Raw genomic sequence first — 17,351 nt, 5'->3', positions numbered from 1 at the left:
GCTACGCTTTCGGGCGCAGGCCGAGCATATGGCAGATCGCATAGCTCAGCTCGGCGCGGTTGAGGGTGTAGAAGTGGAACTGGCGGACACCGCCGGCATAAAGGCGGCGGCACATTTCGGCGGCGATGGTGGCGCTGACCAGCTGGCGCGCCTCGGGGCGTTCATCGAGACCGTCGAACAGCCCTTCCATCCAGTCGGGGATCGCGGTGCCGCACAGGCCCGACATGCGCTGGACTGCGGCAAAGCTCAGCACCGGCATGATGCCGGGCACGATCTCGCCCTCGATCCCTGCAGCGGCTGCCTTGTCGCGGAAGTCGAAGAAGCATTCGGGGTCGAAGAAGAACTGGGTGATGGCGCGCGTCGCACCGGCGTCGAACTTGCGCTTCAGATTGTCGAGGTCGGCCTGTCGGTCGGGCGAATCCGGATGGACTTCGGGATAGGCTGCGACCGAAATCTCGAAATCGGCGACCTTCTTGAGCCCCGCGATGAGATCGGCAGCATTCTCATAGCCACCGGGATGCGGCGTGTAGGTCCCGCTTCCATCGGGCGCATCACCGCGCAACGCGACAATGTGGCGAACGCCTTCCTCCCAGTATTCGCGCGCAACCTCGTCGACTTCCTCGCGAGTCGCATCGACGCAGGTCAGGTGCGCCGCAGCCGGGATATCGGTTTCGCCCACGATCCGGCGCACGGCCTCATGCGTGCGCTCGCGGGTCGATCCGCCGGCACCATATGTCACCGACAGGAATCGCGGGTCGAGCGGCTTCAAGGTCTCGACGCTCTGCCACAGCGTTTCGGCCATCTTCTCGGTCTTGGGCGGGAAGAATTCGAAGCTCACCTCGATATCGCCGGGCAGGCCGGAGAAGAGCGGCGTCTCAAGCGCCCGCTGTGCCTCGCGCATCTGGTCAAGCGTGGGGCTCATGCCGAATTCCTTTCCTGTATGCGCCGCCGCGCGGCGACCCAGATTTTCACCACCAGTTCGCCGTCTTCCAGTGACACGGGATCGCCGACGTCGAAACCGGCATCGTCGAGCAGGTCGCGCATGTGCGAATCTTCAAAGCCGAGGCGCGCGTGCGCATGGCGGTCGCGCAATTCCTCGCGCTGGTGGGCGGCGAAATCGACGATCGCGATCCGGCCCCCGGCACGCGTCACGCGGGCGGCCTCGTAGAGTGCGGCAGCTGGGCTGTGCGCGAAATGGAGAACCTGATGGAACAACACCGTGTCGAAGCTGGCCGGCGGAAACGGCAGGCCGGAAAAATCGCCCTGAACGAGTTCCACGCGTTCGGCCGGCAGGTGCTGCAGCTTGGCGCGGGCGACGCGAAGCATGGCAAGGCTCTTGTCGAGCGCGACGATGTGGTCCGCCCCTTCAGCAAAGAGTTCCGCCATGCGGCCGGTGCCCGTTCCGATATCCAGCAGGCGGCCCAGACGCTTGTCGCCAAGCGCCCTGGAAAGCGCCGCTTCGACCTGTTCGTCGGAGGAATGGAGACGGCGTAATTCGTCCCAGTCATGAGCATGGTCGGCGAAATACTGTTGCGCCTGTTCCTCGCGTGCATCACGGATTTCGGCGAGTTTGCGGCGATCGGCCTCGCATTGTTCGCCAAAGGCAGGATCGGCGGATTCGGCCCGGGTCAGGAGGCGGGCGACATCCGATCGCAGCGGGACCGCACCCTGTCCTTCGGTTTGTGCGCGAAGGAATATCCAGCTTCCCTCACGCCTGCGTTCGGCGAGTCCCGCGTCGCACAATATGCCCACATGGCGCGACACGCGCGGCTGGCTTTGCCCGAGGACCTGCGCGATTTCGCCCACCGCCAGCTCCATCGAGCCAAGCAGTCGCATGATCCTCAGCCGGGTCGGGTCGGCCAGGGCGCGGAAGAGTGTTTCGGTGCGCATCGCCTGACCTACATATAAAGATATTGTTATGTCGTAAATCGTCTTGTCGAAAGCTTTGCTTCGGCCGCCCCAATGACCCGTTCCTGCGCAGGCTTACGTGAAATTTACCATTCGGGCGCAGGATCCCTCGCTTCGGGGCACCGATTGCCGGCCCATCCGGCTTTCGATCGGCGCGCTCTTGAGGGGACGTGCCGATCCACATCCTCTCGCATCGACTGGGAGGTTTTGTGCTCGGGCAATCGCTCGCCGGCATCGGGATCAGCGAAGCTGCACGCTTGTGCGGGCGCGGGGGACTGCGCGCATGAGCCGGTTCCATGCCGATCCAGATTGCGAGCGCTTCGTCAGCGACATGCTGGCGCATATGACCCTGCTCGAGAAGGCGGGCCAACTTGCGATCAGGCCGGCACCGGACTCCGACCAGCCCGAAGCAGCGGAAAGCTTCACCCGCGCGCTGCGTGCAGGCCGCATCGGCATAGTGCGCGGCGTCGCCGACCATGCTCAGGCCCAAGCGCTGCAGCAGATGGCGCAGGAGGAAACCCGCCTCGGCCTGCCGCTGCTTTTCACTGGCAGGATCGCGTCGGGCTTCGACACCCAGTTCCCCGCACCGGCCACCATGGCGGCGAGTTTCGATCCCGAAGCGCTTGCCAAGGCAGGTCGGATCATCGCCAGCGAAGCAGCCGACAAGGGCGTCAACTGGGGCCTCGGCCCCGAGGTTTGCCTTGGCGAGGGATGCGGGAAGCAGAATGAAGCCTTCCACGCGGATCACGATCGGCTCGCAAGCATCCTTGCCGCAGCTTTCATCGACGGGCTTCAAGGCGCGGATGACAAGGACGGTGCTGCAATACTCGCCTGCCTCGACCTGACCCAAGCGCAAGCTCAGGGCGGCGAGCCTCTCCACGAAGCGGCCCTTACCCTGTGCTCGGAAGTCTTCGCGCGATCCGGTGTCGGTGCCATCGCCCTGCACCGCCTTTCCGAAGGCACACGCACCGCGATAGCACCGCATCTGGCAACAGTTTCCCGTCCGGGCGGCTATGACGGTATTGTCCTGCCCGAATGGGATGCGCTGGCCAGCGAGGCGAGCTTCTCGATGGAGGGTGTGTCGCATTCTTCGATGCCGCTGGATTCCCTGGTCGAGGCGGTGACGACGAACCGGATATCCGAGCAGCGCTTCGAAGATGCGGTGGCGAGAGTTTTGCGCGCCAAGTACAGGACCGGCCTGTTCGGCCAGGCACTGTCCGGAAAGCTGGCAAAAACGCGCGCCAAGCCACCCATGCCCGCCCACAATCGCGAGGTCGCGCTCGACCTGGCGCGGCGCTGCGCGGTATTGCTTCGGAACATGCCCGCCACGCTTCCGCTGGGCATCGATTCCGGCGAGATCCTGATCGTCGGCCCTGCAGCGAGCGACCGGCAGATCTCGCTCGGCGGTCGGGAAGGCCTTGCAGCAAGCGTCATCGACGGGCTCGAACAGCTCGGTGTGCCGCATCGCTACGTTCCCGGCCTTGCCCTGCGCAACAACGGAACACCGGTAGACAGGCTGATCGACGCGGATCGCATGGCGATCGGCATGGCCTGCGAAGCGGCAAAGCGCGCCGGGACCGTCGTCGTCGTGCTGCCCACCGGCCAGAGTGCAACCTTGGGAGAAGCGCAGCAGCAATTGCTCACCTCGCTGTCACGATCCAACGGCCAGACCGTGCTGGTCACAATCGGAACGACGGCAATCGACCCTGTCATCGAAGGCCGGAACCTGCCGAGCGTCCTGCATGCTGGTGAACTCGGCGCAATGGCCGGCCACGCGATTGCCGAGCTCCTCACTGCAGAGGCCAGTCCTTCGGGCAAGCTTGTCCATGGTCTTCCCGGCACCAAGGATCGGCCAGGCCTGCCGTTCGGACATGGTGAGTCCTATGCCGATTTTGCGATGACCGACCTTGCCCTGGATTTCCATGCGGGCCGCATCCGGGTCAATGGAGCCTTGCGCAATGTCGGTGATCGTGAAGGTACCGAGACGGCCCAGCTATATGTCCGGCACCTTGCGGAGAAGGGTACCAAGCCACGCCTTGTCGACATCTCGCGGGTCAGCCTCCGCCCTGGCGAGCGGCAATACTTATCCTTCGAGATCACGCGGGAAGATATCGGGAAGCGCACGTCGGGCAGCACATTCGTGGTACCCAGCGGGGAATATGAGATTTTCCTCGGCACCAGCATGGTTCGCACGATCAGCGAGACCGCACTGATCGATGAAGATTTCGCCCGGCTCATGGCCCGGGGCGATGGCTCCCGTCCATCTGCCCACGCTGGTCGCCGGACAGCCTGACCAGCGACCAGATCGCGGAGCCCCATGCGGGTCATCGCGCGCACTTTAGGCACGCGCGATGGTCATGGAAGTGCTCATCAATGCAGCTTTCAGCCTATTCGGCTGGAGCAACTACCCGCGGGGTGACGGTCACCGTGACACCTTCGTCGAAATTCGCCGTGAAGCTGCCGCCTTCTCCCGTCGCCCCCTCGGTCCAGCAGACCCCATCGCCGCCTTCGGGAGTGAAGCAGGACTTGCCGTCGGTCACCACCCATGTGCCGTTGATCACAGTGCCGTCGGGTGCGGTGGCAGTGTAGGTCCCGTCGGCCCGGGTCTCCATCACAGAGGCCGTTCCGTCTTCCCAGCTGACCTCGTATTTGCCCGGCTCGATGCCGTTGGCAGCAGTGACTGCGGGTTCTTCGACGGCTGCCACCGTTTCCTCGACGACAGGCTCTTCGGCTTGCTGGCCAGAGCAGGCTATCAGGACGAACGGCAGGGCGATTGAAGCAAGCGTGCGCATATGGTCATTCCATTCGCTTGGTCGACCGCGCACGCTGCTTATCGCGCAATTATCCGAGTCGGGACCCGGAATCGGAAATCCCTGGCCTTTGTCAGACGACGGCGTCGCGCTTGACCGTGATCACCTGCGCATAGGTGAATTCCTTCAGGCCATCGATGCCGTATTCCGCGCCTATGCCCGACTGCTTGTGCCCGCCGAAGGGCGCAAGCGGCGAGATGTGCAGGAATTCGTTGATCCACACGGTGCCCGTTTCGAGCTGTTCGGCGATCTCGACGCCCTTGTCGGTGTCCTTTGTCCAGACAGCGCCGGCAAGGCCGTATTCCGAATTGTTGGCGCGCTCGATCGCTTCTTCGACGCTGCCGAACTTCATCAGCGGCATGACCGGACCGAACTGTTCTTCAGCCACGATGCGGGCATCTTCGGGCGGATTGTCGAGAATGGTGATCGGCACGTAATAGCCGGTGCCCGAAGGGTCGACCTCGCCGCCGGTCAAGAACTGGTAGCCATTGTCCTTGGCATCCTGGATGAGCTCGCACACGCGGTCGAACTGCTTCTTGTTCTGGATCGGGCCGACACCCGTCCCCTGCTGCGAACCGTCGCCAACGACCACGGTCTTGGCGTATTCCGCAATGGCCTTCGACAGGTCGTCGTAAATGTCCTCGTGGATGTAGATGCGCTTGGCCGCGACGCAGATCTGGCCCGCGTTCGAGAAGCTCGACCAGAAAAGCTGCTGCGCAACCGCTTCGACATCGGCATCTGGCAGGACGATCGAGGCGTCGTTACCGCCGAGCTCCAGCGTGATGCGCTTCAGGTCGCCCGCAGCGCCTTCCATGATCTTCTTGCCCGTTGCGGTCGAGCCGGTGAAAGTGATCTTGTCGATATCGGGGTGCTCGGTGATCATCGGGCCGAGTTCGTCGGGGCCGGTGATGATGTTGACCGTTCCGGCGGGCACGACATCCTTGATCAGCTCGGCAATCCGCAGCGTGGTGAGCGGAGTGAAGGGCGAAGGCTTCAATACGATGGTGCAGCCGGAAATCAGCGCGGGCACGATTTTCTGGATCGCCATCATGACGGGGAAGTTCCACGGGACGATGCCGCCGACCACGCCCACCGGTACACGGCGCGTACGGCTGAGGCGCGTGTCGTCATCCTGATTGATCACGTCATCGAGCGTCAGCGTCGACTGCGCGGCGGCGAGGCCTGCTGCGCCGTAGATTTCCTGCTGGGCCTGCGCATGCGGCTTGCCCTGTTCGGTGGTGAGCAGGCGGAACAGCTCGTCAGCGTTTTCCTTGATGGCGGCCGAAATGCCCATGACGACCTTCTGGCGCTCTTCCGCGCTGGTCTTCTTCCAGGTCTTGAATGCGCGGCGGGCAGCGGCGACCGCACGGTCGAGCTCGTCCTTACCGCAGGAGGGGACGAGACCCACGACCTCTTCATTGGCCGGATTGACGACTTCGAACGTATTGCTCGTCGTCACCATCTCGCCGTCGATCAGGTTCGCATATGTGGTGGTCATGGCTCTCTCTCCTCAAAACGCAGAATCGGTTTCGGAGAGAAACTTAGGCATGCTGGACGGAATCGCAAACGGGATTCGACCACAGGCCCGCGGCGAGCGGTGCGTCAGAGCACGAAGTCGCTCGCCTGCAGGTCGGTGAGATCGGACAGCAGGAAGTTGAGATCGGCGGCGCCGTCCCCGTCCGTGTCCATCAGGACGCGCAGGCCGCCCGCCCCGTCGGAGACATAGCGAAGCTCGCCAGCAGTGCCGCTGAAGGCCGCCGTTCCAATGAAGGTGAAGGCCTGGTTGCCCGCCGCATTCGTGTCGGCGTCGATGCCCCACAGGTTGATTGTGTCACCCGCCGCGCGGTCGAAATCGGTGATGCGGTCGGCATTCCAGGCCTTGTCCGACAAGTCGGCTGCGCTGCGGAAGAAGAACGTGTCCGCACCCTCGCCGCCGGTGAGAATGTCGGTACCGGCACCCCCGTCGAGCCCGTCGTTGCCATTGCCACCGAGCAGGATGTCGTTGCCCGCGCCGCCCCACAGGACGTCGTCCTGGCCGCCGCCGTCGAGCATGTCGGCATCATTGCCGCCAAACAACTCGTCCAAGCCGGAGCCGCCGAACAGGTCGTCCCGGCCGTTGCCGCCGATCAGGCGGTCCGCCCCGCCGAGGCCCGAGAGCGTGTCGTCGTTACCGCTGCCGATGATGACATTATTGCGAGCGTTGCCGGTGCCCGAACTCGCGGCTCCGGTGAGGAACAGTTTCTGGATTTCGTCGGGAAGGATGAAATCCACGCTGGCGCGCACGATATTGTAGCCGCCAAGCTGGTCGATCACGACGTCACCCGCATTGTCGACGACGTAAAGGTCATTGCCCGCGCCACCATCCATGATGTCCGCGCCTTTGCCGCCGTAAAGCCGGTCGTTCCCATCGCCGCCTTCGAGGACGTCGTCGCCGTCATTGCCGAAGAGCGAGTCGTTGCCGGAAAGGCCGATCAGGACATTGGCATCGAGATTGCCGCGCAGCTGGTCGTTGTAAGCAGATCCGGTGAGGTTCTCGAACCCGAGCAGCGTATCGATACCGGCGCCTTGCGTATTTTGCGCCGCCCCGACCAGGAGGTTGACCCGGACGCCGCTCGTCGCCTCGTTGTAAAGGGCGGTATCGATACCCGCGCCGCCGCGCATGGTGTCGTTGCCCGCGCCGCCGTCGAAAATGTCGTCGAATGCGCCACCCAGCAGGGTATCGTCGCCGTCCATGCCGTAGACCGTGCCGACGATTTGGCCGTTCCTGCCGTCATATTCTTCGGCCCCGCCGACAAGGAGGATGTCGCCGTCCATCAAGCCATTGTTGACGACGCCTCCGCCGCTGCCGCCGAACAGGACGAGCGAATAGGTGCCCGTGATGTCGCCATTGTTGGTGAAGGTATCGGAACCACCGGCCACCACGCCTACGGTGTGCGCACCTGCGACCGCATCGGGCGAAAGCGCGGCGATGATCGTCCCGTCGTTGATCGCGTCCTTGAAAATGCGAAGGCCGATCGCGGAGGAACCCACGACCGGGTTCAGGTCGGGAATGTCCTCGTTCCAGGGATCGCTGATGTTGCCGCCCTCGGCGTAAATCAGGCCGGTGTTATAGAAGATCCGGTCACCGTTGAAGTCCACGCCGGTCGCAGTGACACCCACCGCAAAACGGGTCGCCGAGATTGCGAACACCTCGCCCGTGTTGTCGAACAGGCTGGACGGGCTCCTGCTCTCGACAGCTTGCACATTGCCGAATTCGGAAAAGATAGAGATCGTGCCGGTATTCAGCGTGTCACCGTAAACCCCGACGCCAATCGAGACTTCCAACAGATCGCCGAGATCGGTCAACGGCGCCGTCGATTCGACTGCGATTAGTCCGTTGTTCGTGAAGTCGATGAACCCGCTGTTGCTCAACGACAGGCCGTTTACGGTCACGTACCCATCGTCGAAAGCGTAAATCTCGCCATTGTTCGTGAAGGCATCAAGGCCGTCCCCGGCCCGGAAAACGGGATCGATGCCGGCGGTGTAGAATACCTCATCGGCATCGACGACGAACTCGTCATATTCTCCTGAATCCAGCCGGGAATCGTATGCTCCATGTGCCGTCAGGACGGTTTCACGCGGAGTGTAATCCACTCCGGCCGCTTCGCTCGCCCGCAGGGCTGCTCCGCCTCCGGCCACGGCATCGAGTCCCGCAAAACCCGGCGTCGAATTGACCTGGACTGCCGAAACCGCGGTCACGAGTACGGTGTAAGCCCCCTTCTGCCAGACTGCGTAGTCGACGCCGTCGAAGGTGACATCGTCGCCCCGGGTCCACTGGCCTACGAGATGGACGGTATCGCTTGCGGTCGCATCGACCCACAACGTGGTCGCGTCGTCGCTAAGTTTCGCGATCGAAGCAGTGTCGATGGCCAGCTGCTGGTCGCCCTGAAGCTCGATGGCGTCGATCCCGGCCAGACGTCCGCCAGAGACCAGCGCCGCAAGACCGAAATTGCGCGCGCCCTGCGCCATGGCGAGGACGTCGAAACCGGACCCGCCGTCGATCCTTTCGAAGCTGTAATCGCCCAGCTCGATGCGATCGGCGCCCGAGCCGCCCTCGACGTAATCGCCGCCTTCGGTGAGGATCGTATCGTTGCCATATTCGCCGAACAGGCCGTCATTGCCCGAGCCGCCGACGAGCACGTCGTCACCGAAACCGCCGAGGAGCAGGTCCCCGCCGGCAAAGCCGTTGAGCGTATCGTCGCCGCGTCCGCCCGTGGCCCGGTCGGTATTGGCCGAACCGTCGAAGAGGTCGTCGTGCCAGCCCATGTCGACATAGCCGTCGATCGTGCCCGAGCCGAAGTAATAGTCGTCGCCCTCACCCATGAGCACGCGGCCGATGATCTGGCCGTCATTCTGGACCGTGTCCGCGCCCCAATCGAGAATAATCAGGCCATCGATGATGCCTGTGTCGGTGTTGATGATTTCCTCGATCGCATTGGTACGAGGGCTGCTGCCATCGGTCCCGTAGATCGCGAATTCAGCGCGAATGGTCCCGTGGTTGACGATGGTCGTCTGGTTGTAGGACGGCGCGCCGGGTCTCGCCCCGACATGCGTGGCGTAGATGCCGAAGGAAATGCCGTCCGGGGTTGTGGCATGGGCCTCGATCAAGCCGTGGTTGGTGAGAGTCGGATCGCCGGAGTCGCCGTCGTAGCTTCCGATGCTGACGGCAATCGCAAGATCCGGAGCCTCGGCAAGAATCTGGCCGGTGGATGCATTGTTGATGATCCCGCCACTGGATGCCGTCACGGCCGTGGCGTTGCCCGAGTTGTCGAAAAAGGTGGATTGCAGCGTTTGGGCAGCGATGAGCCCGGAGTTTTCCAGAAGGAGGAAGCCTCCACGGATTACGCGGGCCCAGCCGGCTTCGGAAATGCCGTAAATTTCGCCCGTATTCGTGATATCGGAAGAGAGGGCGAGCTGTACCTGGCTTTCGCCCCGCAGATAAATCAGGCCGTTATTGATGATCTCGGGAAAAACACCCACGGAGAAGAATACATTCCCGGCGTCGGTTTCGAGCCACACAGTACCATTATTTTCGACGACGTTGCCCTGTCCATAACGAAACAGGGAGCTGTACACTGTGGAATAGTAAATCTCGTCGGATGCGATGACTGTGTCGCCGGTCGGCTCTATTTCCCCGGTCATCTCGGGAACATCGGGCGCAGGGCCGGGATCGGGAATAATGGTGGTGGGCGAAGAATTTTGCGGCTTGGCTTGCCACGAATTCCTTACCCAGAATTCCTTTTCGAAATCGAATCCAATTGCGACCATTACGAGACCCTCAAATACTTCGGGGACAGTAGCATAGGGACTTAATTGCGCAACCGCCTCTTGAGCGCGCAGTGGCCGTCAAGCGCCGCTTTTCTTCCACGATTACAATACGAAATCGCTGGCCTGCAGGTCGGTCAGGTTCGACAGCGAGAGGATAAGGTCGGCAACGCCGTCGCCATTGGTGTCCATTTGGACCCGCAGTCCGCCCGCACCATCCGACACGTAGCGCAGCTGGCCTGCCACGCCGCTGAAGGCAGCCGTCCCGATGAAGGTAAAAGCCTGGTTGCCTGCCGTATTGGTATCGGCGTCGATGCCCCACAGGTTGATCCTGTCACCAGCCGCGCGGTCGAAGTCGGTGATCAGATCGGAAGTCGCGTTCGTGATGCCCATGTCGGATGCGCTGCGGAAGAAGAAGGTATCCGCGCCCGCACCGCCGGTGAAGACATCGCGGCCCGCGCCGCCATCGAGCTGGTCATTGCCGTCGCCGCCGCCCAGCGTGTCGTCGCCGGAGCCGCCCCACAGCACGTCGTCCTGTGCACCGCCGTCGAGGATATCGGCATCATTGCCGCCGAACAGCTCGTCCATGCCATTGCCGCCCGACAGATTGTCCATGCCGGAACCGCCCAGCAGTCGGTCCGCACCGCCAAGACCCGACAGCGTATCGTCATTGCCGGTGCCGATGATGACGTTGTTGCGGGCGTTGCCGGTACCGGTGGTCGCCGCGCCGGTCATGATCAGCTTCTGGATGGTGTCGGGCAGGACATAGTCGATGCTGGCGCGCACCGTGTTGTATCCGCCAAGCTGGTCGATCACGACATCGCCCGCATTGTCGACGACGAAGAGGTCGTTCCCTTCACCGCCGTCCATCGTGTCGGCGCCGGCGCCGCCATACATCTGGTCGTTGCCAGCACCGCCGATGAGGATGTCGTCGCCGGCATTGCCGAACAGCCTGTCGTGCCCGCCAAGACCCTCGATGGTGTTTGCCACCATGCTGCCCGTCAGGCGATCGTTGAACTCGGAGCCCGTCAGGTTCTCGATCCCCGACAAGGTGTCGACGCCAGCGCCGAACGTATCCTGCGCGGCGCCGATCATCAGGTTGACGACCACCGCTCCGCTGGCCTGCGAATAGGAAGCGCGGTCAATGCCCTCGCGGCCCCGCATCGTGTCGTTGCCATCACCGCCTTCGAAGCTGTCGTCGAACGCGCCGCCGAGCATGATGTCGTCGCCGCCCATGCCGTAGACCGTGCCGGTGATCTCGCCGTCGGTGCCGTGGTATTCGTCATTGCCGTCTTCGAAGCGGACGTTGCCGATCAGCAGGCCGTTGTTCTCGACCCAGTAATCATGGTGCTCGTAATAGCCGTTGTAGAGGAAGAAGCTCTCGTGGTTGAGGTTCTTGAAGACGATCGCATCGACGCCCTCGATTGTGCCGTTATTGGTCACGCCGTAGCTGCGGTCGAACTGCTCGTAGAGCGGCATCAGGAAGACGCCGATCGTTTGCAGCGTCTGGTCGGCGTTGGCATTGAGCACCGCTACAATATCACCGTCGTTCACCAGCGAACCCTGCGCGGCCACGCCTGTCGCGGCGACATCGTCCGGGACGCGCGAATCGTTTTCGACGTAGATCTGCCTACCTGTACCTCCGGCTTCGGCATAAATCAGACCGGTATTGAAGAAGGTCTGGTAATGCTCGGTAATGTGCTCTGCATAGACACTATTGACGCCGATGGCGCGCGAACTTGCGGAGATCGCGTAAATTGCGCCAGAGTTTTCGAACCAAGACCCAAGGTTGCTGCCAATGGCGCTACCGGTGTTGGAATAGGCGAGGATTTCGCCCGCATTGACGATCTCCGAGTACGTGCCCAGCTGGAGAGCGATGGTCGGGTAATAGAATACGTCCTCGCCCAACTCGGAATACTGTTCTGCGGTGATGATGCCGTAATTCTCGACCCGCGAATTGCCGGTCGAATCGACCGCAACTGCCGCTGAATACAGCTCTTGGATGCTGTAGATCTGGCCGTAGTTGACGAGAGTGGACTGCTGGGAAGAATCGGTCGCCTGCAGGTTCACGACTTGCGGACCTGCCGAGAAAAAGATCTCCTCTGCCTCGATCGCAAATTCGCCATTCAGCACGTTATAACCCTGCAGGAAATTGACCTGCGAGCTGTAATCCAGACCTGCCGCCTGACCCGCCCGCGGAGCGGCCCCACCGCCGGCAACCGCATCGAAACCGCCATAGCCGGGGTTCGAATTGGCCGTTACCGTTGCCGTTTCGGTGACGAGGATGGTCGCATTGCCAAGCGTCCAGGTTTCGTAGAGCACATCGTCGATGGTCTGGTCCGCGCCGCGTGTCCACGCGCCTTCGAGGTGGATCGTATTGCTCGCATCGGCATCAATGCGGAGCGGATTGAGCCCGGCGAGGTTTACGGCAGACTTGTCGTCGATCGAGAGGTTCTGGTCGTCCTGCAGCTCGATCTGCTCGAAGCTGGTAATGCGGTCGCCTGCGACCATCTGCGACAGGCGGAAATTGCGCGCACCGCTCGCCATGACAAGCGTGTCGAAACCGGTGCCGCCATGCGCGGCTTCAAAGGTGTAGTCGCCGAGGATCACGCGGTCATTGCCCGCTCCTCCCTCGACGTAGTCTCCGCCCAGCGTGTGAATGGTGTCGCTGCCCCACTCGCCATAGAGACCGTCATTGCCCCAGTCGCCCATCAGCACGTCGTCGCCGAAGCCGCCGGTCAGGATGTCGCGGCCACCCTTGCCCGACATGACGTCGTCGCCCCTACCGCCGGTTGCCCGATCGGCATTGGCAGAGCCGGAGTAGTTGTCGTTGCCGAAGCCCATGTCGACGACGCCGCTGACCGAGCCGTTGCCCGAGAAGACATCGTCGCCGTCTTCCATGATAACGTCGCCGATGATCTGGCCGTCGTTGGTGATCGTATCGTTGCCGCGGTCGAGCCAGATCAGCCCGTCGATCACGCCGCTCGAAAGGTTGTTGATGGTGAACGAAGGGTCGGCAGAGATGTTGTTGCCGGACACACCGTAGATCGCGAACTCGGCGCGGATCGTGCCGCCATTGTTGATCGGCGTGATGCCGTAGCCATTGTTGACAAGGTAGATGCCGAAGGACGCACCGTCCGGCCCGGTCGAATTGGCTTCGATCAGGCCCCAGTTATTGATCATCGGCACGCCCGGGGTCGGGTTCGCCGACTGCGAGGCGTAGACCGCGATCGCGCGCTCCGGAGCCTCGACCAGAATTTGCCCACCGACACGATTGCGCAATTCGAGGCCGGCCACGTCAATGGCTGTCGCATTGCCGCCGAACAGCGGCTGGCCGTCATCCATCAGCGACTGAACCGCGATGATACCGGAATTGTCGACGAAGCTGTTGCCGTAGAAGTTCTTGACGCCTCGTGCCCAGCCCTCGTTGGAAGTCACGAAGATCGACCCGCTGTTTTCCAGCAGATCCATTTCGGGAGACAGCTCGACCTGGGAATCGCCGTGAATGTTGATCAGGCCGGTATTGGTGAGCTGAGTGACGCCGCCGGTGACCAGCCAGCCGTGAACCTCGTTCGCTCCGAGGTTTTCCAACCAGATCGTACCGTGGTTGTAAACGTGGAGGTTCCAGCTCTGGAATATCACATCGAGGTCGTCGGCGAAAATGACCTCGCCCTCGGCAACGACATACTCCGGCTCGTACGATTGGGGTTCCTGCGCCAGAGGCTCGGTAATCGGCGCGACCGTCGGTCGCGGCCCCGGATTCGGAATGATCGACATGGAATTGCGCCCCCAAGTAAAACCCAAGAAAAAGAAATACTCGGAATCTACTAACACCGCAACGAATTACTCGGCGCTGAATAGGGGCGGCTAGGCGTCGGCCGAAACACCGAATTCGGCGAGCGCTTTTTCTGCTCTCTCGACATTGCCGCGGTAGGCGATCGACCGGGTCTCTTCGATGATCCGCGCCGCCTCTCCTACGTCTTTGGCGACATCTTCCAGCGAGGCCTTGCCATCGCGGCAGAGTTGCGCGTGCGCCCTCAATGCAAGCGAACGGGCGAAGATCGGCTTGACGTTGCAGCGACGCGCCACCATGCAAGCCTTGTCGGCCTTGGCGAAGGCCCCTTCGTAATCGCCCTTGCCGAGCAGCGCGTTCGCATGGAGGGCCATCGCGAAGCCTTCCCAATGCTGGTCGAGGCGGGAGAAGAAATCCTCGGCGCGCCGCGCCCATTCGACCGCCTCGTCATAGCGCTCTTCGTATGTCGCCAGTTCCGACTGGGCCAGGTAATGATGCGCCATGTTGAGCGGGCCGCCGGTCTCTTCACACAGCTTCTCGAGCTTCGCTGCGCTTTTGGAAGCCAGCTCGTGGTCTCCCTTGTAGAGCGCGAAGATGCAGGTCGAGAAATTGACCCAGCCGTTCACCTCGTGGGTTCCGTCCTCTTGCACCAGCGCGGTGACCTTCTCGAAGCCTTCGATCGCCTCGTCATACCTGCCGGTCCAGCCACAGGCTGCGGCGGCCATGAAACAATGGAAGGTGTAAGGATTCACTCCGGTCGCCCATTGTTCGCGGGGGAGATCGCGCGGATATTCCTCCGCCCATTCCTTCGAGCTCTCGATCACCTCGTCATAGTTGCAGGAGTAGATGCAGGCATCGAGGACCATGACGCGCGCCGCCATGATCAGCCCCTCGTCGCCCGAGGCCTTGGCCTTTTCGAGATTGGCACGGGCCATTTCCCGATAGCCGTCGAGATCCCCCGCACCGCACCTGATGCGCGAGAAGAGGATCGACAGCTGCAGCTTGAGACCCTCGTTGCCGATCATGTCGGCGATCGCCTGGCCTTCCTCGACCAGCGTCCGTGCAAGTTCGAGGTTCACCGCCACCCGGAAATTGAGGTTGAGCAGCTGCATGATCGCCTCGAGCTTGAGGCCGATCTCCTCTTCGCTGGCAGGCTCCGCACCGATCAGGTCGCGAACCTTCGACCAGCTGGTATTCGAGGCCGATTGGTTGGTCAGCATGACCCAGCGTCCGGCCCTCGCATACCACGTGGCGGCCTTGCTCTTTTCTCCCGCTTCTTCCCAGTGGTGGGCGACGAGGCCGGCCTGTTCGTCCAGCTGCTGCGGATCACCTTGTTCGAGGATGGCTGCGACCTTGCCGTGAAGCGCGCGCCGCCTTTTGCGCAGGAGGCTACCCAGCGCAGTCTCGACGACAAGCGGATGGCGAAAGGTGAAGCGGGCAACCGGGAAGATGTCGGTCTCTTCGATGAACTCGCTGCGCTGGAGGTTGGTGAGCGCGTCGCCGATCTCGGCAACGGTGAGACCCGAAATCTGCTCGAGCACCGGCTCTTCGAAATCCTTGCCGATGACCGAAGCCGCCTGCAGCACGGCCTTGTCCTGTGGCGCAAGGCGATCGATGCGGGCGGCCAGCACCGATTTGACCGTGTCGGGCACGCCGAGGTTATCGATGTCTCCTGCAAAGCGGTAACCGCCCTTCTCTCCGGTCAGCTGGCCGGTTTCGGCAAGTGTGCGGACGATTTCCTCGATGAAGAAGGGATTGCCCTTGGTCCTTTCGAGGATCGGTGCCCGCAAGGGATCGGTCGAGGGATCGGTCCCGACAAGATTGGCAAGCAGCGCGTTGACGTCCTCGCTGCCGAGCGGCTGCAACGCGATCTGCCGGCAGTGGCTGGCCTGCATGAAAGGTCCGCGAAATTCGGGCCGGTAATTGAGCAGCAGGAGCGAGCGCGAGCGCGGCTGCGCTTCCACCAGCGCCTCGAGGAACTGGTTCGAGGATTCGTCCAGCCAGTGCAGGTCCTCGACCAGCACCAGCGCAGGCGCGTCCTTGCTGACAAGCCCGACAAGGTGGCGAAGCATGCCGACAAGCTGGCGCTGGCGCACTTGCGGATCGATGCCGCTCGGCTCTGCGCCTTCCTCGGTGATCGAGAGGAATTCGAACAATAGCGGCAGCGCGCTCTCGAGCTTTGGTTCGTGGCTGGCGACCCATCCCGAGATACGTTCGCGTGCTTCCTCGGGCTTTTCCTGGCCGGTCAGGTCGAAGAAACTGCGGAACAGTTCCAGCACGGCATGCAGCGGCACATTGCCCGCATTCGATCGTGCCGAGCCTTCGATGATCCGCATGCCGGAAAGGCGGCATTCCTGCTTGAATTCGTGGCACAGGCGCGACTTGCCGGAGCCAGCTTCCGCGACAAGGCCGACCACGCGGCCCTCCCCGCGCGCTGCTGCATCGCAGGCTTCGCGAAGGATGGCGAATTCCTCCTCGCGCCCGACGAAGGTGGTCAGCCCGCGCGAGCGCGACAGTTCGAACCGCGTCTCGGCCGAATGCGGCCCGTCGACCCGCATCGTGCCTTCGTTGGTTTGCGAGAGCGGGAAAAAGCCTTCGACGAGGTTGGCGGTGACCGGACAGACAAGGACTTCGCCCTCGCCGGCGCGCATTTCGAGCCGCTGGGCCTCGTCGATCGCCCCGCACAGCGGTTTGGAGTTCTCGTTCTCGATGATGACGGTGCCGGTGCGGATACCGCAACGCAGATGGACTTGCTCGCCGGTCCTCTTGGAGAGGCGGGCGATGGCGTCCTTGCCCGCAAGCGCGGCATCGACGGCGAGGATGGCGTCATCCTCATGCGTGTGCCGAAGACCGAACAGGGCCGTGAAGCTTTCGGTTGCGGATTCGATCACCCGTCCGCCGAAGGGGGCCATCGCCTGGCCCAGCTCCTTGTGGGCTGCTTCGACCAGCTCGATCCGGTCCTCCGGATCCTCTGCCAAATCCTCGGGCAGGGTGAAGTTGCAGTTGACGACCGTGACCTGCCGCCGCTCTCCGCCAGGAACCGCGCTGCGGGTGGCAGCGGGGGCCGCAGCGGCCGGGGGCGGACGGCGTATATGCCCGCCCGACTGCTCGACCTTGGACATTACATCGGACAGGAATGCCCGCCACTTCGGATCGTCCTCGCCTCCCGACCAGTGCGACAGGTCGGCGGTCTGGGTCATTTCGAAAATGATCGGCAGATCGCACGGCGCGATCACGGCGGGGACGAGGCTGCCCTTGCGCTGCGCGACGGTTGCCTCTGCCCTCACCCAGCGGGAGTTCACCGCGTCCGGCGACCACAGCACGACCACTGCATGGGCAGACCGCAGCGCGTCCTCGATGACCCGGTCCCACTCCTCGCCCGAGCGCAGGTGGCTGTCCCACCATACTTCCATCCCGGCCTCGATGAAGCGGTCGGCATAGCGCCGCGCCACCGCCTCGTCAGGGCGAGAGTACGAGATGAAAATATCGGGCATTATGCGTTGCAGCCCTCCTCCGCGGCGCGTCCCTGTTGTCAT

General features: G+C 62.8%; 8 protein-coding genes. 1 reads left to right on the top strand and 7 read right to left on the bottom strand.

Annotated features, from left to right (window positions below):
- Position 1: 1 nt before the first annotated feature.
- Positions 2 to 922, bottom strand: a complete 921-nt coding sequence (metF, locus tag K3136_RS10855; protein ID WP_221430331.1) for a methylenetetrahydrofolate reductase — start codon at positions 920 to 922, stop codon at positions 2 to 4.
- On the bottom strand, positions 919 to 1,890 hold the full coding sequence (locus K3136_RS10850) for an ArsR/SmtB family transcription factor (RefSeq protein ID WP_221430330.1): 972 nt from the start codon (positions 1,888 to 1,890) through the stop codon (positions 919 to 921). Before K3136_RS10850 ends, metF begins: the two co-directional genes overlap by 4 nt.
- A 301-nt stretch (positions 1,891 to 2,191) precedes the next feature.
- Here K3136_RS10850 and K3136_RS10845 point away from each other — a divergent pair, with 301 nt between their 5' ends.
- Positions 2,192 to 4,201: a glycoside hydrolase family 3 N-terminal domain-containing protein gene (locus K3136_RS10845; RefSeq protein WP_221430329.1), complete on the top strand. Its 2,010-nt coding sequence runs from the start codon at positions 2,192 to 2,194 to the stop codon at positions 4,199 to 4,201.
- A 94-nt stretch (positions 4,202 to 4,295) separates the two neighbouring features.
- On the opposite strand, the gene K3136_RS10840 is transcribed toward K3136_RS10845, so the two are convergent.
- From K3136_RS10840 to K3136_RS10820, 5 genes are all read right to left on the bottom strand, one after another.
- Positions 4,296 to 4,700 carry a hypothetical protein gene (locus K3136_RS10840; RefSeq protein ID WP_221430328.1) on the bottom strand — a complete coding sequence of 135 codons (405 nt, stop codon included), beginning with the start codon at positions 4,698 to 4,700 and terminating at the stop codon, positions 4,296 to 4,298.
- Positions 4,701 to 4,791: 91 nt separating this feature from the next.
- Positions 4,792 to 6,216: an aldehyde dehydrogenase family protein gene (locus K3136_RS10835; RefSeq protein WP_221430327.1), complete on the bottom strand. Its 1,425-nt coding sequence runs from the start codon at positions 6,214 to 6,216 to the stop codon at positions 4,792 to 4,794.
- A 104-nt stretch (positions 6,217 to 6,320) separates the two neighbouring features.
- Positions 6,321 to 10,025 carry a calcium-binding protein gene (locus tag K3136_RS10830; RefSeq protein ID WP_221430326.1) on the bottom strand — a complete coding sequence of 1,235 codons (3,705 nt, stop codon included), beginning with the start codon at positions 10,023 to 10,025 and terminating at the stop codon, positions 6,321 to 6,323.
- Positions 10,026 to 10,127: 102 nt separating this feature from the next.
- On the bottom strand, positions 10,128 to 13,799 hold the full coding sequence (locus K3136_RS14140; RefSeq protein WP_221430325.1) for a calcium-binding protein: 3,672 nt from the start codon (positions 13,797 to 13,799) through the stop codon (positions 10,128 to 10,130).
- 90 nt (positions 13,800 to 13,889) lie between these two features.
- On the bottom strand, positions 13,890 to 17,309 hold the full coding sequence (locus K3136_RS10820) for an AAA family ATPase (RefSeq protein ID WP_221430324.1): 3,420 nt from the start codon (positions 17,307 to 17,309) through the stop codon (positions 13,890 to 13,892).
- Between the last annotated feature and the right edge of the window lie 42 nt (positions 17,310 to 17,351).

The sequence above is a fragment of the Qipengyuania gelatinilytica genome, assembly GCF_019711315.1.
Taxonomy (GTDB): domain Bacteria; phylum Pseudomonadota; class Alphaproteobacteria; order Sphingomonadales; family Sphingomonadaceae; genus Qipengyuania; species Qipengyuania gelatinilytica.
The sequence above is the reverse complement of the archived record's forward strand: the minus strand, read 5'-3'. Positions and strand labels throughout refer to the sequence as shown.